The organism is Micromonospora zamorensis (assembly GCF_900090275.1).
GTDB classification, from domain to species: domain Bacteria; phylum Actinomycetota; class Actinomycetes; order Mycobacteriales; family Micromonosporaceae; genus Micromonospora; species Micromonospora zamorensis.
Genome location: NZ_LT607755.1, coordinates 5,542,109 through 5,556,998, shown reverse-complemented (window position 1 = coordinate 5,556,998; position 14,890 = coordinate 5,542,109). Strand labels below are relative to the sequence as shown.

The 14,890-nt window shown below is 68.1% G+C and carries 12 protein-coding genes and 1 tRNA gene; all 13 read left to right on the top strand.

What is annotated here, in order from left to right:
- The first annotated feature begins 79 nt into the window (after nt 1-79).
- The 13 genes from GA0070619_RS24725 to GA0070619_RS24665 all read left to right on the top strand — a co-directional run bounded on the left by GA0070619_RS24725 (nt 80) and on the right by GA0070619_RS24665 (nt 14,837).
- A complete protein-coding gene (locus tag GA0070619_RS24725) occupies nt 80-526 on the top strand; it encodes a MaoC family dehydratase N-terminal domain-containing protein (RefSeq protein WP_088950251.1) in 447 nt (148 codons plus the stop codon).
- 1 nt (nt 527) lies between these two features.
- Entirely contained in the window at nt 528-920 is a 393-nt protein-coding gene (locus GA0070619_RS24720) for a MaoC family dehydratase (protein ID WP_088950250.1), read from the top strand.
- 129 nt (nt 921-1,049) lie between these two features.
- Nucleotides 1,050-1,122, top strand: a tRNA-Trp gene (locus tag GA0070619_RS24715).
- Between the two features lie 214 nt (nt 1,123-1,336).
- Nucleotides 1,337-1,729 carry a preprotein translocase subunit SecE gene (gene secE / locus GA0070619_RS24710; RefSeq protein WP_088950249.1) on the top strand — a complete coding sequence of 131 codons (393 nt, stop codon included), beginning with the start codon at nt 1,337-1,339 and terminating at the stop codon, nt 1,727-1,729.
- A gap of 39 nt (nt 1,730-1,768) precedes the next feature.
- Entirely contained in the window at nt 1,769-2,491 is a 723-nt protein-coding gene (gene nusG, locus GA0070619_RS24705) for a transcription termination/antitermination protein NusG (protein WP_088950248.1), read from the top strand.
- 186 nt (nt 2,492-2,677) lie between these two features.
- On the top strand, nt 2,678-3,109 hold the full coding sequence (rplK, locus tag GA0070619_RS24700) for a 50S ribosomal protein L11 (protein WP_088950247.1): 432 nt from the start codon (nt 2,678-2,680) through the stop codon (nt 3,107-3,109).
- A 78-nt stretch (nt 3,110-3,187) separates the two neighbouring features.
- Nucleotides 3,188-3,904, top strand: coding sequence for a 50S ribosomal protein L1 (rplA, locus tag GA0070619_RS24695; protein WP_088950246.1), 717 nt, complete (start codon nt 3,188-3,190; stop codon nt 3,902-3,904).
- Between the two features lie 79 nt (nt 3,905-3,983).
- A complete protein-coding gene (locus GA0070619_RS24690) occupies nt 3,984-4,850 on the top strand; it encodes an ABC transporter ATP-binding protein (RefSeq protein WP_088952027.1) in 867 nt (288 codons plus the stop codon).
- Nucleotides 4,847-5,536 (top strand): hypothetical protein, encoded by a 690-nt coding sequence (locus GA0070619_RS24685; protein ID WP_088950245.1) that lies wholly within the window; start codon nt 4,847-4,849, stop codon nt 5,534-5,536. Before GA0070619_RS24690 ends, GA0070619_RS24685 begins: the two co-directional genes overlap by 4 nt.
- Nucleotides 5,537-5,876: 340 nt before the next feature.
- Nucleotides 5,877-6,422, top strand: coding sequence for a 50S ribosomal protein L10 (gene rplJ / locus GA0070619_RS24680; RefSeq protein WP_030329872.1), 546 nt, complete (start codon nt 5,877-5,879; stop codon nt 6,420-6,422).
- Nucleotides 6,423-6,477: 55 nt separating this feature from the next.
- Nucleotides 6,478-6,867 carry a 50S ribosomal protein L7/L12 gene (gene rplL / locus GA0070619_RS24675; RefSeq protein ID WP_088950244.1) on the top strand — a complete coding sequence of 130 codons (390 nt, stop codon included), beginning with the start codon at nt 6,478-6,480 and terminating at the stop codon, nt 6,865-6,867.
- Between the two features lie 570 nt (nt 6,868-7,437).
- A complete protein-coding gene (rpoB, locus tag GA0070619_RS24670; protein ID WP_088950243.1) occupies nt 7,438-10,869 on the top strand; it encodes a DNA-directed RNA polymerase subunit beta in 3,432 nt (1,143 codons plus the stop codon).
- An 80-nt stretch (nt 10,870-10,949) separates the two neighbouring features.
- Nucleotides 10,950-14,837: a DNA-directed RNA polymerase subunit beta' gene (locus GA0070619_RS24665; RefSeq protein WP_088950242.1), complete on the top strand. Its 3,888-nt coding sequence runs from the start codon at nt 10,950-10,952 to the stop codon at nt 14,835-14,837.
- Nucleotides 14,838-14,890 lie beyond the last annotated feature (53 nt).

The window sequence follows — 14,890 nt, the reverse complement described above, 5'->3', positions numbered from 1 at the left end:
CGATCTGACCGGTTTGGCGCGGCTCCGCCGCCGCCTGCCGACCGGATCGGCGATTGTGCTTTCCGTGTAGGTTCGCGGCATGTCTCTGGACCCTTCCTTCGTCGGCCGGACCTATCCGCCGACCGCCCCCTATCAGGTGGGCCGAGAAAAGATCCGTGAGTTCGCGAGCGCCATCGGCGCCACCGACCCGGCTCATCACGACCCGGAGGCCGCTCGGGCGCTGGGCCACTCCGACGTGGTTGCCCCGCCGACCTTCCCGGTGATCATCACGATGGCCGCGAGCAGCCAGATCATCGAGGATCCGGCCCTGGGCGTGGACTACAGCCGGGTGGTGCACGGCGACCAGCGGTTCGCGTACACCCGGCCGGTGGTCGCCGGCGACGAGCTGGTCTGCACCAACACCATCGAGGACGTCAGCACCCGGGGCGGGCACGGTTTCCTGACCACCCGCACCGACGTGAGCACCGTCGGCGGTGACCCGGTCGTGTCCGTCTGGGCCAAGTACGTCGTACGCGGGGAGGCCTGAGATGGAGTTGGCAGCACAGACGTTCCGGGTGACCCGCGCGGACCTGGTCCGCTACGCCGGCGCCTCGGGCGACTTCAACCCGATCCACTGGAGCGACCGGGTCGCCACCAAGGTGGGTCTGCCCGGGGTGATCGCCCATGGCATGTTCACCATGGCGCTGGTCGGCCGGGCGATCACCGAGTGGGCCGGGGCACCGGACGCGGTGGTCGAGTACAACGTCCGTTTCACCCGGCCCGTGGTCGTCCCCGACGACGACCAGGGGACCGAGATCGAGGTCACCGCGCGGGTCCGTGAGGTGACCGAGGACGGCCTGACCCGGATCGATGTGACGGCGGTCTGCGGGGGCGAGAAGGTGCTCTCACAGGCACGGGCGACCATCCGTTCGACCCGCTGAACTCTCCCCGCCACGCGTGGCGGGGAGACCGGTTGGGAAAGTCGGGTGGCTACCCGTACACTGGTCCGCCGTGGGGCAAGTGACCCCTGCTCGGTCGTCTGTGGCCGCGTGGGGCGAGTGTTGCCACATAGGGGTGTAGCTCAATTGGCAGAGCAGCGGTCTCCAAAACCGCAGGCTGCAGGTTCAAGTCCTGTCACCCCTGCGCCTCAGGCCTGACCGTTCCCGTGGGTCGCGCCGCCAGCTTGGCGGCGTCCGGCCCGTGGTGGTGGCATCGGCGGGGTGGTTCCGAGGCAATCGGGGCCCTCCGGATGATCCACCGGCCGCGGCCCGTCGCGGGACGGTTAGGCCCGGCCGGCGTGACCAGCGCCGCGTACGCCACTCGGCGTGCGACCCGAGATTCCGCGACGGAGGGCGAAGTGGCCGACAACAAGCGGCACGGCGAGGACGCCGGCGACGATCGTCTGGACGACGAGGTCGTCGACGACGTAGCCGACGACGACGCCTCCAGCGCGGACGAGCCGGTATCCCGGGGAGGCACCGCCACGCGGTCCCGCGCCCGGGCAGAGTCGGCAGACAGCCGACCGACCACCCGGTCGGAAACGGGTCGGGTGGGCGTGTTCGGCCGCATCGCCCGGTTCTTCCGCGAGGTCGTAGCCGAACTGCGTAAGGTCATCTGGCCGACCCGCAAGGAGTTGCTGACCTACACCGCCGTGGTGGTGACGTTCGTCGCGGTCATGCTGACGATCGTCGGTGTGCTGGACTACGGCTTCGCCAAGGTCGTGCTGTTTGTCTTCGGCAACTCGGACTGACCGGCTGCCTCCAGCCGATAGTGACGGAAGTGAGCGAGCGTGCCTGAGTACGACGAGACCGCCGGACAGGTGGACGAGCAGTCCACGGTCGCGACGGCGGCTGGTGACGAGTCGGTTGAGGCCGCCAGCGAGCCGGAGTTCCCAACGACCGAGCCCGCACCGGACGAGGAGTTCGACGCAGTTGCCGAGCTGAGGCAGAAGCTGCGCTACGCGCCGGGTGACTGGTATGTGGTGCACTCTTACGCCGGCTACGAGAACAAGGTCAAGACCAACCTCGAGACCCGGATCACGAGCCTCGACATGGAGGACTTCATCTACCAGGTCGAGGTGCCGACCCGGGAAGAGGTCGAGGTCAAGAACGGTAAGCGTTCCCAGATCCAGGCCAAGGTCTTCCCGGGCTACATCCTGGTCCGGATGGAGCTGACCGCCGAGTCGTACTCCTGTGTCCGTAACACCCCGGGCGTGACCGGCTTCGTCGGCGCGACCGACCGGGCCGACCGGCCCGCCCCGCTCTCCCTCGACGAGGTGCTGAAGTGGCTGGCACCGGCCGTCGAGACCGAGCAGAAGAAGTCGAAGCCGGAGATCAAGGTCCTCGACTTCGAGGTGGGCGACTCCGTCACCGTCACCGACGGCGCGTTCGCATCGCTGCCGGCCACCATCAGCGAGATCAACGCCGACCAGCAGAAGCTCAAGGTGCTGGTGTCGATCTTCGGTCGCGAGACCCCGGTGGAGCTCAACTTCAACCAGGTCGCCAAGATCTGACTGGTCGTCGGCGGCGGGCCTGCCCGCCGCCGACGTCGGCGTATGCCCTCCCGCTCGACCTCGGCGGACGAGTGGGCTGCGGCCTGCGCTACTCTTGAATGTCGCCGCTGTCGCACCGCGCTGACCGTGCGCGCTCCGAGGGCGGCGACAGCCGCATTTTCCCAGCTCCAAGCCCCAGGAAGTGACATGCCTCCGAAGAAGAAGCTCGTCAAGACGTTCACGCTTCAGCTGCCGGCGGGCCAGGCCACGCCGGCGCCGCCGGTCGGCCCCGCGCTCGGCCAGCACGGCGTGAACATCATGGAGTTCTGCAAGTCCTACAACTCGCAGACCGAGTCCCAGCGGGGCGACATCGTCCCCGCCGAGATCAGCGTCTACGAGGACCGGTCCTTCACCTTCGTGCTGAAGACCCCGCCCGCTGCCCGGCTGCTGATCAAGGCCGCCGGTGTGCAGAAGGGCTCGGGTGTTCCGCAGTCCGAGAAGGTCGGCTCGGTCAGCCGCGCCCAGCTGCGTGAGATCGCCGAGAAGAAGATGGCCGACCTCAACGCCAACGACCTGGCCCAGGCCGAGAAGATCATCGCCGGCACCGCCCGGTCGATGGGCATCACCGTCAACGACTGACGTCGGCCAAAGCCTTCGACCCGACCGTGGGAGGGCTCGCGCCGAGCGGCCCGCCAGAGACCACAGGAGTAATCAGCAATGCAGCGCAGCAAGAGCTACCGCAAGGCCGCCGATGTCATCGACCGGTCGAAGCTCTACACCCCCTCCGAGGCCGTGAAGCTGGCCAAGGAGACCACCAACGTCAAGTTCGACGCCACGGTTGAGGTCGCCATGCGCCTCGGCGTCGACCCCCGCAAGGCGGACCAGATGGTCCGCGGCGTGGTCAACCTGCCGCACGGCACCGGTAAGACCGCCCGCGTGATCGTGTTCGCCAGCGGCGCGAAGGCCGAAGAGGCCGCCGCCGCGGGTGCCGACGAGGTGGGCACCGACGAGTTGGTCGCCCGGATCCAGGGTGGTTGGCTGGACTTCGACGCGGCGATCGCCACGCCGGACCAGATGGCCAAGATCGGCCGGATCGCGCGGATCCTGGGCCCGCGCGGTCTCATGCCGAACCCGAAGACCGGCACTGTGACCATGGACGTCACCAAGGCGGTGCAGGACATCAAGGGTGGCAAGATCACCTTCCGGGTGGACAAGCACTCCAACCTGCACCTGATCATCGGCAAGGCCTCCTTCACGGAGAGCCAGCTGGTGGACAACTACGCTGCGGTGCTCGACGAGGTGCTGCGTGCCAAGCCGTCCGCGTCCAAGGGCAAGTACCTCCGCAAGGTCATCCTGACCACCACGATGGGCCCGGGCGTCCCGGTCGACCCGAACCTGGTGAAGAACCTCCGGGAGGACCAGGCCGAGGCCTGAGCCGACAGTTCGCTCCGCCGGGGCGTCGCCACGATTGTGGCGGCGCCCCGGCGCGTTTGAGATGTGGCAGGCTCGGCCCATGCGGCTGGAAGACGTCTGGTTGCGGTACCACCGGCGCGGGCCGTGGGTGCTGCGAGGCATCGACGTGCACATTGGTCCGGGCGAGGCGGCTGTCGTGCTGGGCCGCAACGGGGTGGGCAAGTCGACACTGCTCCAGGTGGCCGCCGGCGTGCTCCGGCCGGGCCGGGGCCGGGTCACCGGCCGCCCGACGCGGGTGGGCTGGGTGCCGGAGCGTTTCCCGGCCGACCAGCCGTTTACCGTGGCCCGTTATCTCACCGGCGTGGCCCGGGTCGCGGGTTTGCGCGGAGCGGCGGCCGACGAGGCGGTGACCTCCTGGACCGACCGGCTCGGGTTGTCCGCCTTCCGCTCGGTCCGACTGCCCGAGCTGTCCAAGGGCACCGCGCAGAAGGTGGGCCTGGCCCAGGCGATGCTGCGCCCGCCGGGCCTGCTGGTGCTCGACGAGCCGTGGGAGGGGCTGGACGCCGCCACCCGCGAGCTGGTTCCCGAGCTGATCGCCGAGGTGCTCGCCGCCGACGGCGCCGTTCTGGTCAGCGACCACCGTGGCGAGACGATCCGGCTGCCGGCCGCGCGCCGCTGGCTGGTGGCCGACGGTTCGCTGACCGAGGAGACGTCGTCGGCGGACGAGACGTTCGCCGTGGTCGAGGTCGCGGTGCCGGCCGCGCGGGTCGCCGGCACCGTCGCCCGGTTGCGCGCCGAGGGCCACCACGTCCTGGGAGTACGCGCCGACGCCTCCACCGCCGCCGTGCAGGCGCGACCCGCCGCACCGTCGATCCGATCGGCGGCCGGTGAGCCGACACCCGCGCAGTCCGGGGCCGACCAGGGCGTCGACCCGATGATCGAGCCAGCAGCGGGGGAGGCCCGGTGATCCCCCTGGTGCGGATGAGGTTGGCCGGTTTCCTGCGGACCGGGCGAGCGGTGGCCCCGTTGCTCGCCGGCCTGGTCGTTCTCGGCACCCTCTACGGCGGTGGCCGTGCGCAGCCGGCGGAGGCGTACGGCGTCTCGGCCGTGGTCCTCTTCCCGGTCGTCGCCTGGCAGACCAAGATCCTTCTGGACGTGGAGCCAGACGTGCAGCGCCGCCTGGCGCAGGTGGCGGTCGGGGTGGCTCGCGAGCGGCTTGCCGGGCTCCTCGCCGCCGGTGTGGCGGCTCTGGTGACGGTGGCCGTGGCGCTGCTCTTTCCGTGGCTGGTCGGCGGGGTCTCCGGCCCGGTCGACCCGGGGGACCGGTCGATCCCGGTCGGGCTCGCGCTGGGAGTGTGGGCGCACCTGCTCGCCGTACCCGCTGCGGTTGCCCTCGGCGCGCTGGCCAGCCGGGCGTCGGTGGGCGGTGCCGGTTACGGCGTCGCGGTGCTGGCCCTCGGCGGGGTCGGCGCGGTGGTGCTCGGCCTGAGTGGGTCGGTGGCCCCCTGGCTGGCGCCGCCGATCATGGCCGCCGCACGCACCACCGGCGGCGACGCGGCCGCGCTGACCCTGCTGGGGTTGAGCGGGTGGGCGCTGGCCTGGAGCGCTGCGGTGCTCGGCGGCTATCTGTGGCGGCGGCGGGCCCAGGGCTGACCGCTGCCAGCGTCCGTGGCGCGGCTCACCCACCGCGATTTGGCGCTGGTGGCCGGGGCGCGTACTCTTCAACCGTCATCCGTGTTCTCACGGATGAGGAACCACCCAGAGACCGCTGGTCACCGTGCTTCGGCACGGTCGAAGGCCCCGCGACATCGGGCGACCCGCGTAGGGCGGCAAGCGTAACTCGGCAGTGTTCATGGTCCGCCGACCGTGATGATCTGTCGGCCCTCGCCCCGTGCGCCCTGCGCCGGGGCTTTTTCGTTGTCGCGCTGCCTCCGCCCCCGTTCCCGCCTCGGCGGTGACGGGGACCAGCCTCGAGTAACGAGAGAGGAGGGACATGGCGGACAAGCCGATCCGGGCCGACAAGGCCACGGCCGTTGCTGAGCTGACCGAGAGCTTCCGCAGCTCGGGCGCCACCGTGCTGACCGAGTACCGCGGTCTGACGGTTTCCCAGCTCACCCAGCTTCGGCGCTCGCTCGGCGCCGACACCAGCTACACGGTCGCGAAGAACACGCTCGCGAAGCGTGCTGCGACGGACGCGGGCATCACCGGCCTCGACGAGCTGTTCACCGGTCCTACCGCGCTGACTTTCGTTTCGGGCGACGTCGTCGAGGCGGCGAAGGGGCTTCGCGACTTCGCGAAGGCCAACCCGAAGCTCGTCATCAAGGGCGGTGTCTTCGAGGGCAAGGCCATTTCCGCGGCCGAGGTCACGAAGCTTGCCGACCTGGAGTCCCGCGAGGTGCTGCTGGCCAAGCTGGCCGGCGCGATGAAGGGCAACCTGAGCAAGGCCGCGGCCCTGTTCCAGGCCCCGCTGTCGAAGACCGCCCGCCTGGCGGCAGCTCTGCAGGACAAGCGCGAGAAGGAGGGCGCCGAGGCGGCCTGATGGCCCCCACGGCGCACCAGTTCTTACTTAACAGAATCAGGAAAGGACGCCAGATATGGCGAAGCTCAGCACTGTCGAGCTGCTCGACGCGTTCAAGGAGATGACGCTGATCGAGCTCTCTGAGTTCGTGAAGCAGTTCGAGGAGACCTTCGAGGTCACCGCCGCGGCTCCGGTCGCCATGGCGGGCCCGGGTGGCGGCGGCGGCGCTGCTGCTGCTCCGGTCGAGGAGGAGAAGGACGAGTTCGACGTCATCCTCGAGGCTGACGGCGGCAAGAAGATCCAGGTCATCAAGGTCGTGCGTGAGCTGACCGGCCTGGGCCTCAAGGAGGCCAAGGACGCGGTCGAGTCCGCGCCGAAGGCCATCCTGGAGAAGGTCAACAAGGAGACCGCCGACAAGGCGAAGGCCAAGCTCGAGGGCGAAGGCGCCAAGGTCACCCTCAAGTGACCTGAGCTCCACCAGCGCGCGTGTCCCGGCTCGTGAGCCGGTACACGATCGCATCGCGGCGGGCGGTGATCCGACACGGATCGCCGCCCGCCGTGTTGGTGGATCCGGCGCCGACCGGCCCTGAGCTGGGCTCCGACGACCGGCACCATTGACCCGAACGAGCGTGACGGGTCGCCCTCCGGTGGGAAACAAGGGACAACCCGGATACCGGCTCTTGACGCGGCCCGGGCTGCCAGGCACGCTGACACCAGCAAGACACCGCGCTTGCGACGGCCATGATGTGGGTATGACAGCGGTGGCACCATCGCCGCAGTAACCCGAGCGGCCCAGTGGGGACGTTGCGTTCTGAGCGGCCCGGCAGACCCCGGTTGACGGGGGCCGAGGCACGTTCCGCAAACTACCTGCGGGGTGGGCTGGACAGCGGTTAGCCTCTCGGCTACACTGCTAGTTTGCGCTGCCTTCCGACTTGACCCCTGCTCGGAAATGTCCGTTTACGGATATTTCTGGTGGGGTCATTGGAGTGCACGCGTACCAGCCGTTCTGCAGCACCGGTCCTCGGAAGGACGCATCTTGGCAGCTTCCCGCCCTGCGAAGACCAGTCGTACGTCGAGCGCATTCGCTCCCCGCCGAGTTTCATTCGGCAGGATCACCGAACACCTCGAGGTCCCCAACCTCCTTGCCATCCAGAACGAGTCCTTCGACTGGCTCGTCGGCAACGAGGCTTGGCAGGGCCGGTCGGCGGACGACCCGCACGCACGCTCGGGTCTCGCGGAGATCCTTGAAGAGATCAGTCCCATTGAGGACTTCTCCGGCACCATGTCGCTCTCCTTCTCGGCGCCACGCTTCGACGAGGTCAAGGCCTCGATCGAGGAGTGCAAGGAGAAGGACCTGACCTACTGCGCTCCGCTCTTCGTGACCGCGGAGTTCACCAACAACACCACTGGCGAGATCAAGAGCCAGACGGTGTTCATGGGTGACTTCCCGATGATGACGCCCAAGGGCACCTTCGTCATCAACGGCACCGAGCGCGTCGTGGTGAGCCAGCTCGTCCGGTCCCCGGGCGTGTACTTCTCCAAGGAGCCGGACAAGACCTCCGACCGCGACCTCTCCAGCGTCAAGGTCATCCCGAGTCGGGGTGCCTGGCTGGAGTTTGACATTGACAAGCGCGACACGGTCGGCGTTCGTATCGACCGTAAGCGTCGGCAGGCCGTCACGGTCCTGCTCAAGGCCGTCGGATGGTCGGCTGAGCGGATCCGCGAGCGGTTCGGCTGGTCCGAGCTGATGATGACCACGCTCGAGAAGGACCACATCGCCGGCGCCGACGAGGCCCTGCTCGATATCTACCGCAAGCTGCGCCCTGGCGAGCCGCCGACGCGCGAGAACGCCCAGACCCTGCTCGACAACCTCTTCTTCAACCCGAAGAGGTACGACGTCGCCAAGGTCGGGCGCTACAAGTTCAACAAGAAGCTCGAAGTTGGCGTGCCGATCACCACTGGCACGCTGACCGAGGACGACATCGTCGCCACCGTGGAATACCTGTGCCGGCTGCACGCCGGTGAGGACGGCTACGAGGCCGACGACATCGACCACTTCGGCAACCGTCGTCTGCGCACCGTGGGTGAGCTGATCCAGAACCAGGTTCGGGTCGGCCTGTCCCGCATGGAGCGGGTCGTCCGCGAGCGGATGACCACGCAGGACGTCGAGGCGATCACGCCGCAGACCCTGATCAACATCCGCCCGGTGGTGGCGGCGATCAAGGAGTTCTTCGGTACGTCGCAGCTGTCCCAGTTCATGGACCAGACCAACCCGCTGGCGGGCTTGACCCACCGGCGCCGGCTGAGCGCGCTCGGCCCGGGTGGTCTGTCCCGTGAGCGGGCCGGCTTCGAGGTCCGCGACGTGCACCCGTCCCACTACGGCCGGATGTGCCCGATCGAGACGCCGGAAGGCCCGAACATCGGCCTGATCGGCGCCCTGTCCACCTTCGCCCGGGTCAACCCGTTCGGCTTCATCGAGACGCCGTACCGGAAGGTCGTCGAGGGTCGGGTCACCGACCAGATCGACTACCTGACCGCGGACGAGGAGGACCGGTTCGTCAAGGCCCAGGCCAACGCGCGCCTGAAGGCTGACGGCACGTTCGCCGAGGAACGGGTGCTCTGCCGTCGTAAGGGCGGCGAGACCGAGGACGTCGTCCCCGGTGCCGTCGACTACATGGACGTCTCGCCCCGGCAGATGACCTCGGTCGCGACCGCCATGATCCCGTTCCTCGAGCACGACGACGCCAACCGGGCACTGATGGGCGCGAACATGCAGCGCCAGGCAGTGCCGCTGGTCAAGGCCGAGGCGCCGCTCGTGGGTACGGGCATGGAATACCGGGCCGCGGTCGACGCTGGCGACGTGGTTGTCGCCGAGGTCGGCGGTGTGATCGAGGATCTCTGCGCCGACTACGTCACCATCCACCAGGATGACGGCCACCGCCGGACGTACCTGCTGCACAAGTTCCGCCGCTCCAACGCCGGCTCCTGCGTCAACCAGAAGCCGGTGGTCTTCGAGGGCGACCGCGTCGAGGCCGGTCAGGTCATCGCCGACGGTCCGTGCACCGACGAAGGCGAGATGGCACTCGGACGCAACCTGCTGGTGGCGTTCATGTGCTGGGAGGGTCACAACTACGAGGACGCGATCATCCTGTCGCAGCGCCTCGTGCAGCAGGACGTGCTCACCTCGATCCACATCGAGGAGCACGAGGTCGACGCCCGGGACACCAAGCTCGGTCCGGAGGAGATCACCCGCGACATCCCGAACGTCAGCGAGGAAATGCTCGCTGACCTCGACGAGCGCGGCATCATCCGGATCGGTGCCGAGGTCGTCCCCGGTGACATCCTGGTCGGCAAGGTCACGCCCAAGGGTGAGACCGAGCTGACCCCGGAGGAGCGACTGCTCCGCGCGATCTTCGGTGAGAAGGCGCGTGAGGTTCGGGACACCTCGCTGAAGGTGCCGCACGGCGAGACCGGCACGGTCATCGGTGTGCGCACGTTCTCCCGCGAGGACGGCGACGAGTTGCCGCCGGGTGTCAACGAGCTGGTCCGGGTCTACGTCGCCCAGAAGCGCAAGATCCAGGACGGCGACAAGCTCGCCGGCCGGCACGGCAACAAGGGCGTCATCTCGAAGATCCTTCCGATCGAGGACATGCCGTTCCTTGAGGACGGCACCCCGGTCGACATCGTGCTCAACCCGCTCGGTGTGCCGAGCCGGATGAACATCGGCCAGGTTCTGGAGACCCACCTCGGTTGGGTCGCCAAGACCGGTTGGAAGGTCGAGGGTGACGACGCCGACTGGAAGCGCCAGCTCCGCTCGATCGACGCGCACGAGTCCGAGGGGGACACCAACGTGGCCACCCCGGTCTTCGACGGTGCCCGCGAGGAGGAGATCTCCGGTCTGCTCGAGTCGAGCCTGCCCAACCGGGACGGCAAGCAGCTGATCGGGCGTACCGGCAAGGCGCAGCTGTTCGACGGTCGTTCCGGCGAGCCGCTGCCCGACCCGATCGCGGTCGGCTACGTCTACATCCTGAAGCTCAACCACCTGGTCGACGACAAGATCCACGCTCGTTCGACCGGGCCGTACTCGATGATCACGCAGCAGCCGCTGGGTGGTAAGGCGCAGTTCGGTGGTCAGCGTTTCGGTGAGATGGAGTGCTGGGCGATGCAGGCGTACGGCGCCGCGTACGCCCTGCAGGAGCTGCTCACGATCAAGTCCGACGACGTGCTCGGCCGGGTGAAGGTCTACGAGGCCATCGTCAAGGGCGAGAACATCCCGGAGCCGGGCATCCCGGAGTCGTTCAAGGTGCTGCTCAAGGAGCTGCAGTCGCTGTGCCTCAACGTCGAGGTGCTCTCCAGCGACGGTGTGGCCCTGGAAATGCGCGAGACCGACGACGAGGTGTTCCGGGCCGCTGAGGAGCTGGGCATCGACCTGTCCCGGCGCGAGCCGAGCTCGGTCGAAGAGGTCTGAGGTGAGCGGTCGGGGGCCGGTTCGCCGGCCCCCGACCCCGCCCGAGAATTAGCAGTACAGACGACGACATAGGGGACATAGTGCTCGACGTCAACTTCTTCGACGAGCTGCGCATTGGTCTCGCCACCGCCGACGACATCCGTCAGTGGTCGCACGGCGAGGTCAAGAAGCCTGAGACGATCAACTACCGCACCCTGAAGCCGGAGAAGGACGGGCTCTTCTGCGAGAAGATCTTCGGTCCGCAGCGCGACTGGGAGTGCTACTGCGGTAAGTACAAGCGCGTTCGGTTCAAGGGCATCATCTGTGAGCGCTGCGGCGTCGAGGTGACTCGCTCCAAGGTCCGTCGTGAGCGGATGGGGCACATCGAGCTCGCTGCTCCGGTGACCCACATCTGGTACTTCAAGGGCGTTCCGAGCCGGCTGGGCTACCTGCTGGACCTCGCCCCCAAGGACCTCGAAAAGATCATCTACTTCGCCTCGTACGTCGTGACGAGCGTGGACGCGGAGTCGCGTCACCGTGACCTCTCGACGATCGAGAACGAGATCCTGGCCGAGAAGCGGCAGTCCGAGAACAGCCGTGACTCGGAGATCGAGAAGCGCGCCGCCAAGCTCGAGGCCGACCTGGCCGAGCTGGAGGCCGAGGGCGCGAAGGCGGACGTCCGGCGCAAGGTCAAGGAGGGCGGAGAGCGCGAAATGCGCCAGATCCGCGACCGGGCCCAGCGCGAGATCGACCGCCTGGACGAGGTGCTGGACACCTTCCGCAAGCTGGAGCCGAAGCAGCTCGTCACCGACGAGCTGCTCTACCGCGAGCTGCGCGACCGGTTCGGTGAGTACTTCACCGGTTCCATGGGCGCGGAGGCGATCAAGGCGCTGGTCCAGAACATGGACCTCGACGCCGAGGCCGAGAGCCTGCGGGAGACCATCCGGTCCGGTAAGGGCCAGCGGAAGATCCGGGCGCTCAAGCGGCTCAAGGTCGTGGCGGCGTTCCTGAACACCCGCAACTCGCCGCTCGGCATGGTGCTGGACTGCGTCCCGGTCATCCCGCCGGACCTGCGCCCGATGGTGCAGCTCGACGGTGGCCGGTTCGCGACCTCGGACCTGAACGACCTGTACCGCCGCGTGATCAACCGGAACAACCGCCTCAAGCGGCTGATCGACCTCGGTGCTCCCGAGATCATCGTCAACAACGAGAAGCGGATGCTCCAGGAGGCCGTCGACGCGCTGTTCGACAACGGCCGTCGCGGCCGGCCGGTCACCGGCCCGGGTAACCGCCCGCTCAAGTCGCTGTCCGACATGCTCAAGGGCAAGCAGGGCCGGTTCCGCCAGAACCTGCTGGGCAAGCGTGTCGACTACTCCGGCCGTTCGGTCATCGTGGTCGGCCCGAAGCTCAAGCTGCACCAGTGCGGTCTGCCCAAGCAGATGGCCCTGGAGCTGTTCAAGCCGTTCGTCATGAAGCGGCTGGTGGACCTCAACCACGCGCAGAACATCAAGTCCGCCAAGCGGATGGTCGAGCGTCAGCGCCCGGTCGTGTGGGACGTGCTGGAAGAGGTCATCGGCGAGCACCCGGTGCTGCTCAACCGGGCGCCGACCCTGCACCGCCTGGGCATCCAGGCCTTCGAGCCGCAGCTGGTCGAGGGCAAGGCCATCCAGATCCACCCGCTGGTCTGCACGGCGTTCAACGCCGACTTCGACGGTGACCAGATGGCGGTGCACGTGCCGCTGTCCGCCGAGGCTCAGGCCGAGGCTCGGATCCTGATGCTGTCGTCGAACAACATCCTCAAGCCGGCCGACGGTAAGCCGGTCACCATGCCCACCCAGGACATGGTCATCGGGCTCTACCACCTCACCCACCTCACCGCCGGTGAGAAGGGCGAGGGCCGGGCGTTCAGCTCGGACGCCGAGGCGCGGATGGCCTTCGACAACGGTGAGCTGCACCTGCAGGCGCCCGTCAAGATCCGCCTTCGTGGTGTGGTCGAGGTCGACAACGGTGCCGGCGCCGAGGCGTGGTCCGCTCCGGAGGGCTTCGTCGAGGGTGACGCGCTGACCGTGGAGACCACCCTGGGTCGGGTGCTGTTCAACGAGACGCTGCCGCAGGGCTACCGCTTCGTGAACTACGAGATCCGCAAGGGTCAGCTCTCCGCGATCGTCAACGACCTCGCCGAGCGCTTCCCCAAGGTGGCGCTGGCCGCCACCCTGGACGGGCTCAAGGAGGCCGGTTTCCACTGGGCCACCTGGTCCGGCGTGACGATCGGCATGGAGGACGTCATCGCTCCGCCGCGCAAGGCGGAGATCCTGGCGAAGTACGAGAAGGAAGCCGACCGGATCGACAAGCAGTACCAGCGTGGTCTGATGACCGCCGAGGAGCGTCGCGGCGAGCTCATCGAGATCTGGACCAAGGCGACCAACGAGGTCGCCAAGGAGATGGACACCGCGCTGCCGCAGGAGAACCCACTGTGGAAGATGATCCACTCGGGTGCCCGCGGTAACCTGCTCCAGCTCCGGCAGATCGCAGCGATCCGTGGTCTGGTGGCCAACCCGAAGGGCGAGATCATCCCGCGGCCGATCAAGGCCAGCTACCGGGAGGGTCTGTCCGTGCTGGAGTACTTCATCTCCACGCACGGTGCCCGTAAGGGTCTCGCTGACACCGCGCTGCGGACCGCCGACTCGGGTTACCTGACCCGTCGTCTGGTGGACGTCTCGCAGGACGTCATCATCCGTGAAGAGGACTGCGGCACCGACCGGGCGATCCCGATGCAGATCGGCGAGAAGCTGGACGGCAAGCTCGTCGTCCACACCCACGCCGAGACCAGCGTGCACGCCCGGACGCTGGCCGACGACATCAAGGGGCCGGACGGCACCGTGGTGGCCGAGCGCGGCCAGGACATCAACTCCATCGGGGTCGACAAGATCGTCGCCGCCGGTGTGGAGACGGTCCGGGTGCGCAGCGTGCTCACCTGCGAGTCCAAGCTGGGTGTCTGCGCGGCCTGCTACGGCCGGTCGCTGCCGACCGGTAAGTCGGTCGACATCGGCGAGGCGGTCGGCATCATCGCCGCCCAGTCCATCGGTGAGCCCGGTACGCAGCTGACGATGCGTACCTTCCACACCGGTGGTGTCGCTGGTGAGGACATCACCCAGGGTCTGCCGCGTGTTCAGGAAATCTTCGAGGCTCGGGTCCCGAAGGGTAAGGCGCCCATCGCCGACACCCCCGGCCGGATCCGGATCGAGGACGGCGAGCGCTCGCGCAAGATCATCGTGGTGCCGGACGACGGCAGCGAAGAGATCGTCTACGACAAGATCTCGAAGCGCGTCAAGCTCCGGACCCACGACGGCGGTCACGTCGCGGTCGGCGAGAAGCTGACCGAGGGCACCATCGACCCGCACGAGCTTCTGCGGATCATGGGTCCGCGGGCGGTCCAGGTCCACCTGACCAGTGAGGTCCAGGAGGTCTACCGCTCGCAGGGTGTGCTCATCCACGACAAGCACATCGAGATCATCATCCGCCAGATGCTCAAGCGGGTGACGGTCATCGACTCCGGCTCGACCGAGTTCCTGCCGGGTGTGCTGGTCGACCGGGCGCTGTTCGAGTCGGAGAACCGCCGACTCGTCTCGGAGGGCGGCGAGCCCGCCGCTGGTCGTCCGGTGCTGATGGGTATCACCAAGGCCTCGCTGGCCACGGACTCCTGGCTCTCGGCGGCCTCCTTCCAGGAGACCACCCGGGTGCTGACCGACGCTGCGATCAACTCGCGCAGCGACTCGCTGGTCGGCCTCAAGGAGAACGTGATCATCGGAAAGCTCATCCCGGCCGGTACGGGCATCAGCAAGTACCGCAACGTCCGGGTGGAGCCGACCGAGGAGGCCAAGGCCAAGGTCTACTCGATGACCGGGTACCCGGAGACCGACTACGGCTTCGGGCCGGCCGGCGGGCAGGCTGTGCCGCTGGACGACTTCGACTTCGGGTCGTACCGCTAAGCACCGATCGCACGACGAGGCCCCCGGTTTCCGCCGGGGGCCTCGTCGTGTCC